Source organism: Acinetobacter sp. WU_MDCI_Abxe161 (assembly GCF_025514355.1).
Taxonomy (GTDB): Bacteria; Pseudomonadota; Gammaproteobacteria; order Pseudomonadales; family Moraxellaceae; genus Acinetobacter; species Acinetobacter pittii_E.
Genome location: NZ_JAHPTU010000004.1, coordinates 104,307 through 122,749 on the forward strand (window position 1 = coordinate 104,307; position 18,443 = coordinate 122,749).

Below are 18,443 nucleotides of genomic sequence, written 5' to 3' on the forward strand. Positions count from 1 at the left end.
CGCTATAAGTCTATCCGAAAATGATAAAGATACAATCGTTAATCGACCATTTGTAACTTTTTTCGATGGATTGTGGATCTTTAGATAATTGTTCCGCTAATCATTGAAATGTCGTGATTTTTATCACATTTAACATAGATAAAAATCATTACTTTTTTAAAAAAACTGTATTATTATTTTCTATAAACCACACATTATATAATCAATATTTTTAGATGGAACTTTACTTAAAATAAGTCTCATTTTATGACAACTTCCAATATAGAGAGCATTAATTATGAAGTTGCAGGGTTCCAATATATTGGGACAGGAACAAATAGATTTATTAACCACGCGAGGTTTAAATTTCGTATGGTTTCCAAAGCAGCTTGAAACGATTTATCGTTTTCAATACCAAAATGGTGCTGCCTATGAGTTCCGCTATAGAGCGCCTATTATTTTAATATTATATATATTTTTAAGCTTTGGTATATATCAAGTATTACCAACTGAGCAAGTTTTACCCTGGTTTAATTATTATTCTTGGGTCGGGGTAATTATTTTTATTGCTTGGATTTTATCGTTTATTAAAAAATTAAATCAGTATTTTGATTATTATGTAGGAATTGGCTCAGCTTTAGCGGTAGCAATTACTTTTATTTTAATTAACGTTATAGAAAATGGACAAGAAAATGTTCTTTTTCATGCAGCGATGATGTATGCAATCGTCATTATTTATGGTGCTGTTGGTATGCGTTTCTATACCGCCATATTTGCTGGATGGATAGGAGGACTAGCTGGAATTTTAGTAAGTAACTACTTAAATGGTGTAATCGACTGGACTTTTCTGAACCGCACTTATACCTTCAGTAGTTTTCTAGGAATGACTCTTGCTTATGCAACTGACCGTCAACACCGTGAAAACTATTTACAAAACTGCATGATCGAGCTGAACCGTATTGAGCTTATGCAACAAGCACAGCAACTTTCTTTACTTTCGCAGCAAGATGCACTTACAGGTTTAGCCAATCGCCGCTATTTAGATGAGACTCTTGATAATGAATGGCGACGTGCATTACGACATGAAACACCCCTTACCATCATGATGGTCGATATTGATTATTTTAAATCTTACAATGACACACTAGGACATATAAAAGGTGATGAATGTTTAAAAGAAATTGCAGTTGCAATTTCTTCTATTGCTGCTCGTAGTGGTGACTTAGTTGCTCGTTATGGTGGCGAAGAGTTCTTACTCTTATTCCCAATGACAAATGCCCAGCAAGCTTTAATACAGGTCGAGCGTTTGATGAATGCAATTAGTAAGATTGCGATTAAGCATCCTTGTAGTGATGTTTCACCCTATGTCACTATTAGCGCTGGAGTCGCAACCACAATTCCACGACTAAACGACTCAATTTCTGCTTTTGTTGCACGAGCTGACCATGCATTATATAAAGCAAAAACAAATGGACGTAATCAATATAAGATCGCTGTAAATGAAGAACAAATTGTAGATTTAACTTAAAGAGTCAAAATAATATTGAGAATATTTTTTGATTAATAAATATATAATTTACTGTTTTGCACTCCTTGATTCGATTCAAAATGATAAGTAATCAATATTAGCTTTTCCATCCGTGGCAAAAGCTAAAGATAATTTATAAAAAATTATCGAATTTAATTACTCTACTTTAGAAATACTTTAATTTATTAGAAATCCACTCCTCAACTTTCTCCATATTTTATTAAAAAAGTAAAATAGAAGATTTTGTTGTATTCTTTGGGGTGTATTGGGAATAGTCTTATTTGAAAATGGTAATATTGAAACAATATTCTCATGTATTGTTTCATCGTTTGGATAGGCTTCTTTTCTAATAATTTCTATAATTTTTTGTATTTCATCTACAGATAAGTTCAAAAACTTCTTAATTTCTTGTGCTGTTTTTGATTCTATAGACAATAAAGCACAAACTCTAGTTACATTAACAATCTGCTCCGCATGAATGTTTTTAAAGTTTGGATAACAAACAAGTTTATATAAAATTTTTGTTTCCTCAAATTCTTTAGAAGCTATATTTTTATTACTTGCTATACGCTCTTGATGAGTCTTTTGAAAATATTCGTTATTTTCCACTTCTTTCAATATATTCAAAAGTTCCTGATACCGTATTGGTCTCTTCAGCCCATATTGGTAACCTTTTAAAAGCTCAGGATTATTACTTAATACGATTTTAATTTTTTTAGGAATAAGGATATTGGTATAGCCACTATCTAAATCAATAATATATATATCTGGGTTATCATCACTATATATCCAGTTTTCACATAGCTGAGAAGATAAAGATAAGTCATGAATAACTTTTATCATTGCCTGTAAGTTTTTTGGCAATAGCTTATCCTTTGACATACAGCCAATTCTATATGTGTATTGATTCATTGATATTTCCCCAATTTCAATGATGACTTCAAAATAATTTGTTTAAAGTAATAAAATTTAAATATGTAATTAAGCTTATATAGAAGCAGTTTAGTAAAATTAGCTTCTAGAAATAAATATAGATATTTAGTCCTCTCAGTAAATCAATGAAACTTTAATTCCCAATATTAAAAGTTAAATATATTCAAAAAAATTCGCACGGCATTATATTTGTATAGGAATTATAAGACAAGAAATAATTTAAAATTTAATAAATTCTAATCTAATAAAAATTAAAAACCCCATATTTAGGTTAAATATGGGGTTTTATTTAATATAGTCAAAAATTATAACTATGGTTCAATTGGCGCAAATGGTGGAATGACATCTGCATTTTGGGCACGATGGCGCAAGAAGTGATCCATGAGAACAATAGCCAACATTGCTTCTGCAATTGGAGTCGCTCGTACACCTACACATGGGTCATGACGACCTTTAGTCAATACGTCAGTATCTTCACGATTTAAATTAATCGTTTTCCCTGACGTTGTAATACTTGCAGTAGGCTTTAATGCAATAGCAACTCGAATGGTTTGACCACTTGAGATACCACCCAAAATACCACCTGCATGGTTCGCCAAGAAGCCATTACTCGTCAACTCATCACGTGTTTCATGACCAAATTGACCGGCAACTGCGAAACCGTCACCAATTTCTACCCCTTTAACCGCATTAATACTCATCATGGCATGAGCAATATCAGCATCAAGACGATCAAAAACAGGTTCACCCCAGCCTACAGGAACTTTTTCAGCTAAAATTTCTAGCTTGGCACCACAGCTGGTACCTTGTTCACGTAAAGATGTCACCAATGCTTCAAAACGGGGAACAGCATCGACATCACCACAGAAAAATGGATTATTCGGAACTTCATTCCAATCCAGTTTTTCAGCCACTTCATTACCAATTTGGGTGACATGGCCGCGAATCGAAACGCCGAACTTTTCTGCTAAATATTTTTTAGCAATAGCACCCGCTGCAACACGCATAGCAGTTTCACGAGCACTTGAACGGCCACCGCCACGATAGTCACGGAAACCGTACTTTTGTGTATAGGTGTAGTCCGCATGACCCGGTCTAAAGGTTTGCGCGATATTGCCGTAATCTTTAGATTTCTGGTCAGTATTTCGAATGAGTAAACCGATTGGTGTACCGGTGGTTTTGCCCTCAAACACACCAGAAATAATTTCAACTTGATCAGGTTCTTTGCGCTGAGTTGCAAATTTCGATGTACCTGGCTTACGGCGGTCGAGATCTTTTTGCAAGTCTTCTTCAGTTAGCTCAAGGCCTGGTGGCACACCATCAACAATTGCCATGAGGCCAACGCCATGAGACTCACCACATGTCGTTACACGAAAGAGTTGTCCAATACTGTTCCCTGCCATATGTACAACTCCTTATGCTTGTTGCTGTTCAAATAGTTTTCTATAACGACGACATTGTTCTGCGGTTAAAGCAAAAATGCCAGAACCACCTTTTTGGAAAGTAAGCCAGTTGAAATCAATAGTATTGAAATTCTGACGCATAGCCCATTCAGAGTTACCTACTTCAATAACAATAAGACCATCTTCAGTTAAATAATCTGCTGCTTGAGCAAGCATTTTACGCACGAGGTCTAAACCATCTTGGCCTGCTGCCAAAGCAAGTTCAGGTTCATGTAAAAACTCTTCTGGTAAGTCAGCCATATCTTCGGCATCAACATACGGAGGATTACTTACAATCAAATCATACTGATTTTCAGCTGGAATCTTGGCAAATAAATCAGATTCAAGTAACGCAACTTGATATTGTTTATTGTGGTGTTCAACATTAATCGAAGCTACTTCTAAGGCTTCTTTAGAAATGTCTGTTGCATCCACTTCAGCATCTGGGTAAGCTAAAGCTAAAGCTACAGCAATACAGCCCGAACCTGTACACATATCTAAAATACGTTGTGGTGTCTTAGGCTTTGCATTTTCTGGTAGGTTATTGAGAGCTTCGCGCATTTGACCATTTTCATCTAAGCAATAAGGTGCAAAACGTTGCTCAATTAACTCTGCAATTGGTGAACGCGGAATAAGTACACGCTCATCTACATAAAATGGCTTATTAAAGAAGTAAGCTAAATTTAATAAATAAGAAGTTGGAATACGATCATTAATACGACGTTCTAACAAACTTAAAAATTCTGCTTTTTCACTTGGTAATAACTTGGCATCTAGAATTTCTGCGTCTGCTGACCATTCAAGAGATAAGGTTTGTAAAACTAGTGCAGAACTTTCTGCAAAATAATCTTCAGTACCTTGTCCTAAATGTGCATCATGTTGACGTAATGCTGATACCCCAAAACGAATAAAATCTCGAATTGTTGATAAATTTTCAGCAGCTTCCTGTAAATGTTCAGGGCTAATCGTCGGTCGCTCCACTTAGGCGTCTCCAAAGGCAAATTTTGCAAAGTGACTATTCTACTGAGTGAGACCAAGCAACGCAACGCTTTGCCTTGTGAACCAGTGTTTTACACACCTATCTCTAACAATCACAGCTTAAAATTAGAATACTTTGTTTTAATTAAGAAATAATGAAGTTTTAAGTAGCCATAAATTTAATTTCTAAAATAAAAAAGCGGTCTTCAAATATTGACCGCTTTTCGTCTTGAGTTGGCTTAAAGCTTAAGCTTCTCTGCTACATAATCAGAGTCTTTATCTCCACGTCCAGAGAGATTAACCACAATCATGGTTTCTTTCGGTAGTTGAGGCGCTTCACGAATTGCCCAAGCTACCGCATGTGAGCTTTCAAGCGCAGGAACAATGCCCTCAACACGTGATAAGGTCATAAAAGCCTCTAAACATTCTTGGTCAGTTGCAGTGCTATATTCAACACGTCCTAAATCTTTTAAGAAGCTATGTTGTGGTCCAACACCCGGATAGTCCAATCCTGAAGCAATAGAATGCACCGGTAAAGGTTCACCAGCCTCATTTTCAAGCACATAACACGCCATACCATGAATTTGACTTGGCTTACCTAAAGTTAGTGTTGCTGAATGCATATTGGTTTCTAAACCATGTCCAGCTGGTTCAACCCCGACTAATTTCACATCCGAATCATTTAAAAATGCGGTAAAAGCGCCAATCGCATTTGAACCGCCTCCTACACATGCCACGACATAATCCGGATTTTTTCCAAAACGATGATGTGTCTGCTCTTTAATTTCATGACCAATAATCGATTGAAAATCTCGAACCATTTTTGGAAATGGATGTGGTCCAACTACAGAACCAATGGCATATATAAAATTTTTAGGATCTTTTAAATATTCTTCAAATGCACTATCTACAGCATCTTTTAAAGTTGCTGTACCACGTGTAACTGCTACCAAATGAGCACCCAAAATTTTCATTTTGACCACATTAGGATGCTCTTTTTCGATATCTACTTGCCCCATGTGGATTTCACATGGAATACCCACTAAAGCACAAGCTGTTGCTAAAGCGACCCCATGCTGACCCGCACCTGTTTCAGCAATAACCTTCTTTTTGCCCATATATTTAGCAAGTAAGGCCTCACCTAAGCAGTGATTAATTTTGTGGGCACCTGTGTGATTTAAATCTTCACGCTTTAAATAAATTTGCGCACCGCCTAACTGTTCTGACAGACGTTTAGCATGAAATAAAGGGCTTGGACGGCCTACATAATTTGAAAAAAGATCTGATAGTTCATTTTGAAATTCCGCTGTATGGCGGATTTCTTCATAAGCAACATTAATTTCATCCATTGCTTCTTTTAAATGCGGCGGAATGAATTGACCGCCATATTCACCAAAAAATCCCTGTTCATTCGGTAAAGCAATACCATTAATTTGATGTTGCATATCATCCTCTTTTTTAAATTATTAAAGTTATCAAGTTTATCGAGAAAGGTAGCGCGTTAAATCCTCAATGCCTTTTAGCGTCATTGGATACATATGATTTTCAAAAATCTCTTTAATCCAACCAATGGTTTGAGTGTAATGCCAATACCCTTCAGTTTCAGGGTTTAACCACGCTGTTTTATCAAAATGTTGACGTAGGCGACGTAACCAAACCTCACCTGTTTCATCATTCATATATTCAACCGAACCACCCACCGATTTCAGCTCATACGGTGCCATACTGGCATCACCTACCACAATTACACGGTAGTCGCGTCCATAAGTATGAAACAAATCCCACGTATTCATGCGGGTCGCAGTTCTTCGATAATTATCTTTCCAGACATAGTCATAAAGACAGTTATGGAAATAAAAGTATTCGAGTGTTTTAAATTCAGTTTTAGCTGCGCTAAAAAGTTTCTCACATTGAGCAATGTGCGCATCCATCGAACCGCCCACATCAAACAACATAAGTACTTTGATTCGATTACGACGCTCTGGCACCATCTGAACATCCAAAATACCTTGTTTGGCTGTTTCTCGAATAGTTCCGTCAACGTCTAACTCTTCAGCTGCCCCTTGGCGAGCAAATTTGCGTAACCGGCGTAAAGCAATTTGCATCTGACGAGTACCAAGAACTTGGTCATCATCTAGATTTTGGTATTTACGTTGTTCCCAGACTTTAACCGCCGAACGTTTACGGCCTGGCCCACCAATTCGTACGCCTTCTGGATGGTCACCAAAAGCTCCAAAAGGTGAAGTTCCACCTGTGCCAACCATACGGTTACCACCTTGGTGTTTCTTATGCTGTTCGCGTAATCGCTCTTCCAGCATTTTCATCAATTCTTCTAAAGAACCTGCTTTTTGGAGTTCAGCTCTTTGCTCTGGTGTTAAGTGCTTTTCGAGAAGTTCTAAATCGAACCAGTCTTTTGGTAATTTATGAACTTGCTTAAGTAACTCATCGATATCAAAAGTTTCAATACCATCAAAGTAATCTTTCATGGCACGATCAAACTTGTCAAAAAAGCGTTCATCTTTAACTAAAATAGTTTTAGCAAGCTGATAAAACTCTTCTTGATCGGCAAAAACTAAGCCTTCACTCACTGCACGGTTTAAATCAATGAGTTCACGAGTAGTAACTGGAACACCATATTTACGTAAGGTGTAAAATAACCGCACAAACATGGGTTATTCCCTCCCTTAACGTCGAGACATGAAAGCCAAACGTTCGAGGAGTTGCACATCCTGCTCGTTTTTGATGAGAGCACCATATAAAGGTGGAATCGCTTTAGATGTATCTCGATTGCGTAATACATCTTCTGGCATATCATCTGCCATGAGTAAACTTAACCAATCAATTAACTCAGAAGTCGATGGCGGTTTCTTCAAATTAGGAATTTCACGGAGTTTAAAGAACACCTGTAAAGCTTCGTTCACCAATGTTGCAGAGATATTGGGGAAATGAACCGCAATGATTTCTCGCATGGTCGCTTCATCTGGAAATTCAATGTAGTGGAAGAAACAACGACGCAAGAAAGCATCGGGTAATTCTTTTTCATTATTCGAAGTAATAATGACTATTGGACGTTGTGTTGCGGTAATTGTTTCATTCGTTTCGTAAACATAAAAAGACATTTTATCGAGTTCATGCAGCAAGTCATTTGGAAACTCGATATCAGCTTTATCAATTTCATCAATTAATAATACGCAGCGCTCTTCACTCGTGAAAGCTTCCCACAATTTACCGGGCTTAATATAGTTCTTAATATCGTAAACTCGGTCATCACCTAACTGGCTGTCTCGTAAACGAGAAACTGCATCATATTCATACAACCCTTGCTGCGCTTTGGTTGTAGATTTGATATGCCAAGTAATCAGTTTTAAACCTAAGCTTTCTGCTACTTGTTCAGCAAGTAAAGTTTTCCCCGTGCCAGGTTCACCCTTAATCAGTAAAGGCTTTTGCAAAGCACGAGCTGCTTTTACAGCAAGCTTAAGACTATCAGTCGCGATATATTGATCTGTACCAGTAAAATGTTGGGTATCAGCAGACATGTAAAGACCTTATTTTTCTATTTCAATGGTTAGATGGAACGCATGTTTTTGTTAGTTGAATATTTTGACCAACAATATCCAATCACCAAACCTAGACCAACTACAAACAGAATTAAAGATAAATTTGACCAAATTAACGGACTATCTTTAGTTAAAACACCAAAAAGGAGTCCAAAAATAGCAGGTGCCACAGATGCATTCGGCCCCTCAGACACTGTTGGTGTGACTAAAATAGCAAATACCACAAGCCAGCTAATTGCACCAAGAGTTGTAGGAAGACGGCGCATTAATCGCCACCAACACCACAAAGCAATAATAGCGCCTATTCCGTAAGCTGTTAAAGCAATAACACCTTCAGGAACAACGTCCAAAAAAGAAAATAATTGATTCATTATTCCAGTTTGATCTTCACGCACCACGTAAGCCCTCTGGTTCAACTGCATTTGGGTTAATTAACCCTTCTGGCGGCATCTGAATAAAGAAACCTTTTGTTTGTAATGAGTCTAAAACATGTAAAACGTTAACACGCGCCAATTTACGTGTTGGAGCTAATTCTAAATGCATGACAAACGTTGCACGACCAAACGCTTGTAAAACAGCTTCAGGAACATTTTCAAACGGATCAGCTTGCTCCGCATCGTCAGGATAGTTTGGACGAGCAATATACATGTACATTTCATCTTTTTTGCTCGATCTATAAATATCACAGTGCATTTCAAATCAACTCTTGAACTAAGGACAGCATACATGAAAAAAAACGACACACACACGCAGGTTTGTTTACGCATCAGTCGTTTTTTTAATTCTTGAGAAATATTAACCTACAACATTGATTAAGGTCGATAATTACTTTGTTGTAAACAATAATAGAATTTCACCAAATTCATATAATCACTTGATTTAAAATGATAAATTAAAAATCTATTTTACTAAAATAAAATCAGTTTTAGGACCGGCAAAAAAGCATTCATTATTGAATACTTGTTGATAGCCTTCTTATAAGATTTATACTTAAGCTATTAAAAATAATAAATTTCTTTTTTACTTATGTAAGAATATACACTTGAGTAAAACTTTTAACTACTTCACTACACATCACCAGACATTATTTAACTCGTTTAATAGCGAGATATGTTTCAATAGTAAGTATCTTGTTCATAGATATGGAGGACAAAATTATGCCTCGTGGTGATAAAACTGCTTATACAGCCAAGCAAAAACGTCAGGCCAAACATATTGTTGAGAGTGAAGTAGATAGAGGTCATTCTGAAGAAGAAGCCGAACGAATTGCATGGTCTACCGTCAATAAACAAGATGGTGGCGGTAAGAAAAAGTCTCATTAATATATAAAAATAAATACTTCTTTAGCTCAAACTAAAGAAGTATTTTTATTTAAGCACTTGTTCATTTGCTCTAGAAGACTCGAGAGCTTTTTATATAGTCATCGCTTACTTGATTTAAAGCATTCAAAATAGCGCTATCCTCATGGCTTAATAAAGCCTGATTAAGTCTTTCCATATAGGTAATAAGCTGAGTTTTAGAGGCATGGGAAAATTCAGTCGTTACTGCTTCATCTTCATATAAGAGTACATAACTACGGGCAAAACCGTAGATTAGGTAAATGGCTGCTTTTTCTTTTGTATTTTGAGATTCTTTAAGAGACTGTTCACAAGCATTTTTTAAATCTTTAAATGCATCTGTACCAGTAGATTGATTTTTGAAGTTTAAAAGTATTGTTTGGAAGTTCATATCCATATTCCACTCAAAAAATAAAGCTACAGAAGAAGATGGAAGCTGTCAAATAAAAACCTGATTAATATAAGTTTAATTGTAAATAATTTTATATATGCTTCTTTTAGGTCACGAAAAATCATGCAATAAAAAACCACTCTTATTTTAAGAATGGTTTAGTTAAAACCTATCAATGATTAGAAGCTTATTTCAATTGTGATTGTAGTACCTGAATGTTCAATATCAGTTGAGACATTAAAACCTCTACTTTTAAGCTCCTCTTCAACCAATGTAAGATGATCAGGACTTATGGCATCAACAGGAAACCAAAAATTTGCTTTTCGCTTCCCCTCCTTAGATTCTGACTCAGTACCAGTTAAAATTTTTTCCAATATGACATCTTGATTTATTTTAAAATTTTTAGCATTTTGCCGAGCTTGTTCAGCATTAAAGTTATTAAGCATATTTATCTCTCTAATTATTAATTTATCTAATTTTATAACATAAAAAAGCGATATAAGTTTTAGTGTTATGTAGTTAAATTCATTTAAAGATATAAGTTTATTGATTCAATAAATTTTCTACCCACTCGATAAATTTTCTAGCATTTCTATTCTTAAAATCTTCCTTATTTGGTATGTAGTAACATAGCTTTGATTGAACTGTTTTAGTTTCAAACTCTTGTAAAAGATTCGCTTTAACAAACCTATGGGCCAGTGTATGAGAGCAAAATACTAATCCATTGGCAGATAAGGCTTCATGTATCCCGAAAATCTCCTGATCAAATTTCTTAATTGTTACCCTCTTTTGATCCCATTCATTTTCCTCAAACCAAGCCTCTAGAGTTGTACTTGGTAATGCCTTATTTTTCCATTCTGTTGTAAATAAAGTTATTGGCTCACTCGGGCATCTAAGTGGATCAAGTTTTGATGAACCAAACATATTAAAAGAATCATATTTAACAATATCTTGAGACTGGACGAAAGATATGTCGCCATATCGGATAGGTAAGGTATATAAATGATTTTCTAAAACTTCACCTGTAGAAAATTCCACTGAGATATCGGGATGCAATTGATAAAATTCATTTATTGAAGGAATTAATAACATTGCAGCGAGTGAAGACGTACTCGCCACTCTCACTACGTTTCCATTTACCGTTATTTCATCTAAGGCATCTTCAATTTTACGAAATCCTTCAGAAATTGCCCCAGCGAGTCTTTCTCCTGTTGTTGTAAGCGTGATTTTTCTTACTTGTCGGTGAAATAAATCAACATTTAATCTGCTTTCTAGATTCGTAATATGATGCGAAATTGCAGTTGGTGTGAGCGAAAGTTCTTCAGCGGCTAACTTAAAACTACCCAATCGAGCTGCTGATTCAAATGCTTTAAGGGCCTGCAAAGAAACTTGCATACTTTCTCCCAATAATATTTATAGGTGAACTAAACTCATCTATAAATGTAATTTTCTCGTTTGTCTACTTATCTTTTAAAACTCAAAATAAATTAAATCTTAATCTTTTATGGAACTAACGATGAGTAAAATATTACATATAGATGCTAGTGTAAGAGCTGCGATTAACGCTAATCCTAATCATAATTCGATTTCTAAAAATATTGCTACTCGATTGATCAATTCATGGAAAAAACAGCTGCCTATAGATGAATATATCTATCGTGATGTGGGAATGAATCCTCCACCATTTATTACTCAAGAATGGATCGCTGCCGTATTCACCCCTGAAACTAACAGAACACAAGCTCAACACGATGTTTTATCTATATCAGATCAATTAATAGCAGAAGTTTCAAATTCAGACATCCTTGTAATTTCTTCACCTATGTACAATTACGGTATGCCTGCTCAGCTTAAAGCATGGTTTGATCAAATTATTCGGATTAATAAAACTTTTGATTTTGACCTTGCTCGAGGAGACTTTCCTTTACAACCTCTTTTGTCTGGTAAAACATTAATTATTATCACTTCGAGCGGAGAGTTTGGTTTTGAGGAGGATGGTATCAGAAACAACATGAGTCATCTTTTACCTCATATTCGTACACTCAGTAAATATTTAGGTGTAGAGAAAATCTATGAAATTACCTGTGAATATCAAGAGTTTGGTGATCATCGGCATATATCGTCACTAGAAAATGCTTATCACAAAGCTGAAAAAGTTGTGTCCGAAATTGCTCATTCATTTATGTAGAATTTAGAGGATATTAATACTTAAAATTTTAAAATTAAGTTAGATTAATATTAGACCAATAAAAATAAATAAGCCTACCCTATTGGGTAGGCTTTTCATTTCTGCACCGAAACAAACTTATAGTTATATATTATATATATTGAAATTGTTTTTCTTAAAAACAAGAATATACAGACCTGTATGTTTAAGCAATTGAATTTTTCTCACTGTATAAGTTAATTTATTTCATTATTGGAATTTTAAATTGTTTTCCCTTTATTATATTGTTTTATGAATTTATAAGGCAAAATAATTATTTAGATAATCTACAGAAAACTCATTTTTATAATTTTAATATTTAATTAAGTTATTTTTAAATAAGATCTCATTAATTAAAATCTTAATGTATTGGCCATTTATTGAATAAAAAGGCCCATCACATGATGAGCCTTTTAAATTTAAATAGGATTGGATATTAAATCGATAGACTTTGTTTTTCTTCTTGAAACAATTGGATTAATGGTTGGGTTAACAACTCATAACGCCAACCTAATAAATAATCAGGTAGATCTTGTTCATCACCTTGCGAAAGAACATGTTGATGAATAGCATTTAACCATTTTTTTCTCAGCAATACTTCTTTGGGAATAGAAGTTTCATTTATTGCATGAGCAAGCACCATATCCATTTTATGTAAAGTCTCTTTAGACGTTACTTTAAAAGGTTTTGCAATTTTCGATGGCCACTGACTTTCGATAGGTAGATCTTTAAGTAATTCTAAAATAGTTTTACCATATTCACGAACCACATTTGGACGAATATCCTTCACTTGCGAAAGTTGAAAGCTATTACGCGGGTTCTTTTCAACCATATCAATCATAGTTGAGTTTCTAAGAATAAAACTACGTGGCTGGTTTGTTGCTTTTACAATGTATTCGCGCCATTCACTTAAATTTTGTAACTGCATTAGCTGACGACGTGAGTGACGATAATTGCCGACATCGGTATAGAGTAATTCTGTCGGAGTTTCACTAATAATTTCTTTAGTTAAGCTACTACAATCCTCAAGAGCATAGTCATAAAGCCCTTTTTGCTTAAGCTGTTCTTGAATATGACTAGCTAACTTCATTAGATATAAAACATCATTTGCGGCATAACAAAGTTGCTGCGGCGATAAAGGCCGAGCTAACCAATCAGATCTTGTTTGATCTTTTTCAATGTCAATGTCGAGACAAAGCTTCAAAGCACCTTGGTAACTTACTTGCAAGCCATGGCCTAAGAAAGAAAGCCCTACCTGAGTGTCAAACACTTTAAGCAAATCTTCTTGATCTGCATAATGGTAGATTAAATCGATGTCCTCTCCACATGCATGAAAAATATTTTGCTGAGCAAGAAAGATCTTTTTCCAAAATTGACTTAGATCTAATGAAACACCATCCAACAGATAGACATTGCCATTTACATTGACTTGGCATACTCCAAGTTTCGGCCAGAGTGTGTCAACCTTAATAAATTCTGTATCAAGTCCATATATTGAACATTGATCCATTTTTTGAAGAACATCAACCAATTCGGTTTGCTGTTGGATAAACTGAAACATGCTTTCTCAAGTAAATGCAAAGAGTGCTTTAAACTCTGGTATATATAACATAGAAGCAGAAAAATGCCACTTAAACCTTTATGAATACTCTATTTTTGAACAATTTTTCGAAAATAGATAATTTTTTGAGCTTTTATTTATATTTTTAAATTTATCTCCAAATACCCCTTCTATAAAATTTATAAGATCTTTTTCATGCTTATATTCATATTCTATTTAAACTTTCTACTATTATAAAAACAAAATAATATTTATGTTTAATAGTTGAATTCAATTCAGAAGTTTTTCAATTAAATTGATATTGTATTAATGAAATAAGCATCGCAATGCTTATTTCATTCTCATGCGGTTATGCACTGCCTGACTTAAGGTATGGCTATCGACATACTCGAGTTCACCACCCTGAGGTACACCCTGAGCAATACGTGTCATTTGTATTGGTAAGTGCTTAGTCGCCTCTACCAAATAATGAGCCGTTGCCTGTCCTTCTACAGTTGCATTCGTTGCCAAAATCACTTCTTCAATCGTACCTTGGCTTAAACGCTGAATCAGATAAGGAATACCAATTTCTTCAGGTCCAATACCATCTAATGGAGAAAGATGTCCACCTAAAACATGGTATTTGCCACGAAAGCTGCCGCTTTGCTCAATCGCCATCACATCTGCTGGTGATTCAACTACACACAATAATTGATCATCTCTGTCTGTTGAGGCGCAAATATCACAAATTTCATGTTCAGTCAGAGAATGACAAACACTACATTCATGTATATAACTTGAAGCTTCATGTAGAGCATGAGCTAATGCAAATGCACCTTCTCGATTTTTCATCAAAAGATGTAAAGCCATACGTTGAGCCGATTTCGGACCAACGCTAGGCAATATACGTAAAGCTTGAACGAGTTGTTCAAATCTATCACTAAACACTGAATTTCCTTAGAACATGCCCGCTAAGCCAGGTGGCAAGCCCATACCAGAATTTGCTTTTTGCATTTTTTCTTCAGAAATCACTTCTGCTTGACGTACAGCATCATTAACCGCAGCAGCGATTAAATCTTCAATCATGTCTGGCTCATCTTGAAGTAATTCTGGATTAATTTCGATACGTTTTACGATATAACGGCCAGTCATTGTTACTTTAACTAAACCACCGCCAGCTTCTGCTTGAACTTCAGTTTGAGCAAGCTCTTCTTTAGCCTTTTTTATATTTGTTTCCATATCTTTTTGCATGCGCTGCGCTTGCTGCATGAGCATATTGATATTCATAACCTTACTCCGTATCTCTATCAAATCTTTAAAGTATTATTCAGTTCTGCCAATACTTTATAAAAACTTAATCTCGTTGAGCTAGCCTTATTGATCAAAATCTATATAGGCTAGTACATTGAACTCAAATTAATCCGTAATTCTGACACAATAAAGTAATGTTTTCTATCGGTATCTCTAGCTGTATTTGACGCAGCCACATACTTGGCAAAAGCAAAACTAGCTGCCATTTCTTTAGGATTTAAGTGCCTTAGAGGGTTATTGAGACGCCTGCAAACCTTCTTTGATTGTTTGATATTCGCTTAAAGGAACTTTTTTGAAAGAGTTATTCGCTTTTTCAATAGACTCGTCTGCTTCTTGTACTGATTTCTCAGCATTGCTGATTAACAATGTCGTTTCATTTGATGCGGGGCTTTGCGTAGGTTTAGTTAATAATTTGTATCCAATGACACCAACTACCCCCACCACAACAACAATAGCAATAGGCTTAAGCATTTTAAAACTCACATTTATTTTAGTTTGATTTAAAGTCTTTATAACCTTTGCTTGGCATTACGATTTAAATAAAATGTAGTTTTTTTATTGCAATTGTAAAAATTAAGTAACTTTAGAGAAAAACCACCTCAACTCATGAGATGGCTTTTAAGCAACTAAAATAGTTTCGATAAAAATTTTAAAATAATTAGATGAGATCTAACCCACGTGAAATATCACCAATGATGTCATTAATATCTTCTAGACCTACAGATACGCGAATTAAACCTTCTTGAATACCTGCAGCTTCTTTTGCTTCTACAGAAAGTTTGCCATGTGTCGTAGTTGCCGGATGTGTAATTGTTGACTTCACATCACCTAAGTTCCCGGTAATCGAAATAAACTTGGTATTATCAATAACCTTCCAAGCACCTTCACGCTCGCCTTTAACAACGAAGGATACAATCCCACCGAAACCCTTTTGCTGTTGTGCAGCAAGTTCATGACCGACATGATTTGGTAAACCGGCATAGTAAACCTTCTCTACTTTTTCATGGTTAGATAACCATTCTGCAAGAATTTGAGCACTTTCACAGTGTGCTTTCATACGCAAGCGTAAAGTTTCCAAACCTTTTAAGAAAACCCATGCATTAAATGGACTCATTGATGGTCCAAGCGTACGAACAACACCAAAAACTTCTTCTAATAACTGATGATTACCCACAACAGCACCACCTAAAGCGCGCCCTTGCCCATCTAAATATTTGGTTGCCGAGTAAATTACAAGGTCTGCCCCGAACTTTAATGGTTGCTGCAAAACAGGTGTACAGAAACTGTTATCAACTGCAAGTAAGGCACCATTTGCATGGGCAATATCTGCAAGCGCCTGAATATCTGCGATCTCTGCTAGAGGGTTAGACGGCGACTCAACAAAAAAAAGTTTAGTTTCGGGACGCACAGCGTTTTTCCATGCGTCCAAATCACATAAATCAACAAATGTAATATCTACACCAAACTTGGCAATATATTTTTCAAATAAGGCAACAACTGAGCCAAAAACTGCTCTTGAGCAAATAACATGATCACCAGCTTTTAAATATGCCATAGCAACTGACAAAATCGCGCCCATTCCCGAGCTTGTTGCAACAGCTCGCTCAGCGCCGTCCAAAGCTGCTAGGCGTTTTTCGAACATCGATACAGTCGGATTAGTAAAACGAGAATAGATATTTCCTTGAACCTGACCAGAAAATTTTGCTGCAGCTTCAGCTGCGTTTTCATATACAAATGATGAAGTCAAAAAAATCGGTTCGCCATGCTCACCCTCAAAACTACGAGTATGTCCGGTACGAATGGCTAAAGTATCAAGTTGGTATTCTAAATCATCAGACTGGTTCATTAAATGTGCGCCTTTACTGGTCATGTACTAAAAAACTATCATCATTTTGAGTGTCTAAGGTATTTAAGGTCAAGGTAAACCTTAAAATTATCGCTTAGACTTTATTCAACTTTAGTAAATAGTTGGTAAAGCAAGATGAAACGCTTAAAGTCCCTTGTTTCTGAACAAAGTCAAATCAAGCACCTTTCTACCCGACTATTTCATCCAAAATCATTGGTACTATCACAAAGCACTCCCTTTGAAGTGATTGGGGGGTTCAATCAAACCCGTATTCGCTATTACGCTGCGACCAATAAACAATTTAAAGAGCCTTTAGTATTTGTAGCTCCTTTAGCCATCAATATGGCGATTTATGATTTATACCCTTATCGTTCTCTTATCAAATACTTCCAAAATGCAGGCTTTGATGTCTATTTAGTTGATTGGGGGCGTTTAAAGTTTAAAGATAGACACCTTAACTTTTTATCATTTATTAAAGATTTTATTCCTAAAGCAATAGAACTTGTTCGAGCACATTCAGGGAGTGAACAAATCTCGCTACATGGATGGAGTATGGCTGGTATATTCGTTACTTTATACACCGCTCTCAATCAACCGAATCATGTTAAAAATCTTATTGTACTTGGTAGTCCAATAGACAGTTATGCCTCTGGTTATATTGGGAAGCTCTATCGAACCATGAATCATTTTATTGGTCGCAATAAAAAAATTCAGGACCGTGTTTATGCTGGATTACCAAAACGTTTGATTCATAGCCCAGGAATTTTAAACTCCTTGGGTTTTAAAATTCTTGATCCTAAAGGTTGGTTTGATGGCCATGTTCAACTATTAAAAAATCTTGACGACCTGCAATTTGTACAAGAGCATGCTACCCTCAGTAACTTTTTAAATAATATGATTGATTATCCTGGTGGAATTAATCAGGACATGTTGTTTAATGTGTGGTTACAAAATCCATTGAAACACGGCTTTATTCAGCTAAAAGATCAGAAAATTGAATTAAAAAATATAGATTGCTCTCTCTTGGTTGGCGCTGGCCGTAGTGATCAGTTGGTAACTGCTGACTCTGCATCTCCATTAAGTGAGTTGACAAGCAGTCAAGATGTTACGTTTACGCTTATCCCTGGCGGTCATTTAGGCTTAATGTCGAGTCAGGCAAGTGCTCTAGAATTCTGGCCACAACTAGCGAAATGGCTGACCGAACGCTCAACAAAAATTTAAGGATAAGATCAAAATTCAATCTATGGAATTTATTAGCAGATCTATTTAAGAATTCTTTTTGCTCATTACTAGCGATTATAAGACGTTCAACAACCATTAGATTATGGAAAAACATATAATTTTTTAGTTAAGTTTATGTTTTTATTTGATATTTTAAGTTATTGATATCTAATA

The 18,443-nt window shown here is 35.5% G+C and carries 20 protein-coding genes; 4 read left to right on the forward strand and 16 right to left on the reverse strand.

Going from position 1 to position 18,443, the window contains the following annotated elements; all coding sequences use genetic code 11:
- Positions 1-277: 277 nt before the first annotated feature.
- The gene (locus KTI78_RS05840; protein ID WP_262445511.1) at positions 278-1,507 is read left to right on the forward strand and encodes a GGDEF domain-containing protein; all 1,230 of its coding nucleotides are present in this window, start codon (positions 278-280) and stop codon (positions 1,505-1,507) included.
- Between the two features lie 177 nt (positions 1,508-1,684).
- Here KTI78_RS05840 and KTI78_RS05845 read toward each other — a convergent pair whose 3' ends face one another.
- The 8 genes from KTI78_RS05845 to KTI78_RS05880 all read right to left on the reverse strand — a co-directional run bounded on the left by KTI78_RS05845 (position 1,685) and on the right by KTI78_RS05880 (position 9,110).
- A complete protein-coding gene (locus KTI78_RS05845) occupies positions 1,685-2,419 on the reverse strand; it encodes a hypothetical protein (RefSeq protein WP_262445512.1) in 735 nt (244 codons plus the stop codon).
- A 332-nt stretch (positions 2,420-2,751) separates the two neighbouring features.
- Entirely contained in the window at positions 2,752-3,843 is a 1,092-nt protein-coding gene (aroC, locus tag KTI78_RS05850) for a chorismate synthase (RefSeq protein WP_262445513.1), read from the reverse strand.
- Between the two features lie 12 nt (positions 3,844-3,855).
- Positions 3,856-4,863: a 50S ribosomal protein L3 N(5)-glutamine methyltransferase gene (gene prmB / locus KTI78_RS05855; protein ID WP_262445514.1), complete on the reverse strand. Its 1,008-nt coding sequence runs from the start codon at positions 4,861-4,863 to the stop codon at positions 3,856-3,858.
- 236 nt (positions 4,864-5,099) lie between these two features.
- On the reverse strand, positions 5,100-6,305 hold the full coding sequence (gene trpB, locus KTI78_RS05860) for a tryptophan synthase subunit beta (RefSeq protein ID WP_262445515.1): 1,206 nt from the start codon (positions 6,303-6,305) through the stop codon (positions 5,100-5,102).
- A 36-nt stretch (positions 6,306-6,341) separates the two neighbouring features.
- Positions 6,342-7,529, reverse strand: a complete 1,188-nt coding sequence (locus tag KTI78_RS05865; RefSeq protein WP_000498060.1) for a vWA domain-containing protein — start codon at positions 7,527-7,529, stop codon at positions 6,342-6,344.
- 15 nt (positions 7,530-7,544) lie between these two features.
- Positions 7,545-8,396 carry an AAA family ATPase gene (locus tag KTI78_RS05870; protein WP_005069362.1) on the reverse strand — a complete coding sequence of 284 codons (852 nt, stop codon included), beginning with the start codon at positions 8,394-8,396 and terminating at the stop codon, positions 7,545-7,547.
- A 29-nt stretch (positions 8,397-8,425) separates the two neighbouring features.
- Positions 8,426-8,812, reverse strand: coding sequence for a hypothetical protein (locus KTI78_RS05875; RefSeq protein ID WP_025470307.1), 387 nt, complete (start codon positions 8,810-8,812; stop codon positions 8,426-8,428).
- A complete protein-coding gene (locus KTI78_RS05880) occupies positions 8,805-9,110 on the reverse strand; it encodes a YcgL domain-containing protein (protein ID WP_016141114.1) in 306 nt (101 codons plus the stop codon). Before KTI78_RS05880 ends, KTI78_RS05875 begins: the two co-directional genes overlap by 8 nt.
- Before the next feature lie 464 nt (positions 9,111-9,574).
- Here KTI78_RS05880 and KTI78_RS05885 point away from each other — a divergent pair, with 464 nt between their 5' ends.
- Positions 9,575-9,739, forward strand: a complete 165-nt coding sequence (locus KTI78_RS05885) for a hypothetical protein (RefSeq protein ID WP_016141115.1) — start codon at positions 9,575-9,577, stop codon at positions 9,737-9,739.
- A gap of 70 nt (positions 9,740-9,809) precedes the next feature.
- On the opposite strand, the gene KTI78_RS05890 is transcribed toward KTI78_RS05885, so the two are convergent.
- The 3 genes from KTI78_RS05890 to KTI78_RS05900 form a co-directional block, all read right to left on the reverse strand.
- Positions 9,810-10,145, reverse strand: coding sequence for a hypothetical protein (locus tag KTI78_RS05890; RefSeq protein WP_262445516.1), 336 nt, complete (start codon positions 10,143-10,145; stop codon positions 9,810-9,812).
- A gap of 179 nt (positions 10,146-10,324) precedes the next feature.
- Positions 10,325-10,591 (reverse strand): hypothetical protein, encoded by a 267-nt coding sequence (locus KTI78_RS05895; RefSeq protein WP_016141117.1) that lies wholly within the window; start codon positions 10,589-10,591, stop codon positions 10,325-10,327.
- 97 nt (positions 10,592-10,688) lie between these two features.
- Positions 10,689-11,540, reverse strand: a complete 852-nt coding sequence (locus KTI78_RS05900) for a LysR family transcriptional regulator (protein WP_262445517.1) — start codon at positions 11,538-11,540, stop codon at positions 10,689-10,691.
- Between the two features lie 121 nt (positions 11,541-11,661).
- Between KTI78_RS05900 and KTI78_RS05905 the strand changes: the two genes are divergently transcribed.
- The gene (locus KTI78_RS05905; RefSeq protein WP_262445518.1) at positions 11,662-12,333 is read left to right on the forward strand and encodes an FMN-dependent NADH-azoreductase; all 672 of its coding nucleotides are present in this window, start codon (positions 11,662-11,664) and stop codon (positions 12,331-12,333) included.
- Between the two features lie 454 nt (positions 12,334-12,787).
- On the opposite strand, the gene KTI78_RS05910 is transcribed toward KTI78_RS05905, so the two are convergent.
- The 5 genes from KTI78_RS05910 to KTI78_RS05930 all read right to left on the reverse strand — a co-directional run bounded on the left by KTI78_RS05910 (position 12,788) and on the right by KTI78_RS05930 (position 17,048).
- Positions 12,788-13,912 carry a ribonuclease D gene (locus KTI78_RS05910; protein WP_224991830.1) on the reverse strand — a complete coding sequence of 375 codons (1,125 nt, stop codon included), beginning with the start codon at positions 13,910-13,912 and terminating at the stop codon, positions 12,788-12,790.
- A 330-nt stretch (positions 13,913-14,242) separates the two neighbouring features.
- Positions 14,243-14,839, reverse strand: a complete 597-nt coding sequence (gene recR, locus KTI78_RS05915) for a recombination mediator RecR (protein WP_002113756.1) — start codon at positions 14,837-14,839, stop codon at positions 14,243-14,245.
- A gap of 9 nt (positions 14,840-14,848) precedes the next feature.
- Positions 14,849-15,178 (reverse strand): YbaB/EbfC family nucleoid-associated protein, encoded by a 330-nt coding sequence (locus KTI78_RS05920; RefSeq protein WP_016141121.1) that lies wholly within the window; start codon positions 15,176-15,178, stop codon positions 14,849-14,851.
- A 258-nt stretch (positions 15,179-15,436) separates the two neighbouring features.
- Entirely contained in the window at positions 15,437-15,673 is a 237-nt protein-coding gene (locus tag KTI78_RS05925; protein ID WP_262445519.1) for a hypothetical protein, read from the reverse strand.
- A 187-nt stretch (positions 15,674-15,860) separates the two neighbouring features.
- Positions 15,861-17,048 carry an O-succinylhomoserine sulfhydrylase gene (locus tag KTI78_RS05930; RefSeq protein ID WP_016141123.1) on the reverse strand — a complete coding sequence of 396 codons (1,188 nt, stop codon included), beginning with the start codon at positions 17,046-17,048 and terminating at the stop codon, positions 15,861-15,863.
- Positions 17,049-17,183: 135 nt separating this feature from the next.
- Between KTI78_RS05930 and KTI78_RS05935 the strand changes: the two genes are divergently transcribed.
- On the forward strand, positions 17,184-18,269 hold the full coding sequence (locus tag KTI78_RS05935; protein WP_262445520.1) for an alpha/beta fold hydrolase: 1,086 nt from the start codon (positions 17,184-17,186) through the stop codon (positions 18,267-18,269).
- The last annotated feature ends 174 nt before the right edge of the window (positions 18,270-18,443 follow it).

Excerpts from the sequence above, each read along its gene's own strand:
- KTI78_RS05905 (WP_262445518.1), top strand. The coding sequence starts at position 11,662 with ATGAGTAAAATATTACATATAGATGCTAGTGTAAGAGCTGCGATTAAC.
- aroC (WP_262445513.1), bottom strand. The coding sequence starts at position 3,843 with ATGGCAGGGAACAGTATTGGACAACTCTTTCGTGTAACGACATGTGGT.
- KTI78_RS05885 (WP_016141115.1), top strand. The coding sequence starts at position 9,575 with ATGCCTCGTGGTGATAAAACTGCTTATACAGCCAAGCAAAAACGTCAG.
- trpB (WP_262445515.1), bottom strand. The coding sequence starts at position 6,305 with ATGCAACATCAAATTAATGGTATTGCTTTACCGAATGAACAGGGATTT.
- KTI78_RS05900 (WP_262445517.1), bottom strand. The coding sequence starts at position 11,540 with ATGCAAGTTTCTTTGCAGGCCCTTAAAGCATTTGAATCAGCAGCTCGA.
- KTI78_RS05845 (WP_262445512.1), bottom strand. The coding sequence starts at position 2,419 with ATGAATCAATACACATATAGAATTGGCTGTATGTCAAAGGATAAGCTA.
- KTI78_RS05870 (WP_005069362.1), bottom strand. The coding sequence starts at position 8,396 with ATGTCTGCTGATACCCAACATTTTACTGGTACAGATCAATATATCGCG.
- KTI78_RS05925 (WP_262445519.1), bottom strand. The coding sequence starts at position 15,673 with ATGCTTAAGCCTATTGCTATTGTTGTTGTGGTGGGGGTAGTTGGTGTC.
- KTI78_RS05890 (WP_262445516.1), bottom strand. The coding sequence starts at position 10,145 with ATGAACTTCCAAACAATACTTTTAAACTTCAAAAATCAATCTACTGGT.
- KTI78_RS05935 (WP_262445520.1), top strand. The coding sequence starts at position 17,184 with ATGAAACGCTTAAAGTCCCTTGTTTCTGAACAAAGTCAAATCAAGCAC.
- KTI78_RS05920 (WP_016141121.1), bottom strand. The coding sequence starts at position 15,178 with ATGAATATCAATATGCTCATGCAGCAAGCGCAGCGCATGCAAAAAGAT.
- KTI78_RS05910 (WP_224991830.1), bottom strand. The coding sequence starts at position 13,912 with ATGTTTCAGTTTATCCAACAGCAAACCGAATTGGTTGATGTTCTTCAA.
- KTI78_RS05930 (WP_016141123.1), bottom strand. The coding sequence starts at position 17,048 with ATGAACCAGTCTGATGATTTAGAATACCAACTTGATACTTTAGCCATT.
- KTI78_RS05865 (WP_000498060.1), bottom strand. The coding sequence starts at position 7,529 with ATGTTTGTGCGGTTATTTTACACCTTACGTAAATATGGTGTTCCAGTT.
- KTI78_RS05895 (WP_016141117.1), bottom strand. The coding sequence starts at position 10,591 with ATGCTTAATAACTTTAATGCTGAACAAGCTCGGCAAAATGCTAAAAAT.
- KTI78_RS05840 (WP_262445511.1), top strand. The coding sequence starts at position 278 with ATGAAGTTGCAGGGTTCCAATATATTGGGACAGGAACAAATAGATTTA.
- KTI78_RS05880 (WP_016141114.1), bottom strand. The coding sequence starts at position 9,110 with ATGCACTGTGATATTTATAGATCGAGCAAAAAAGATGAAATGTACATG.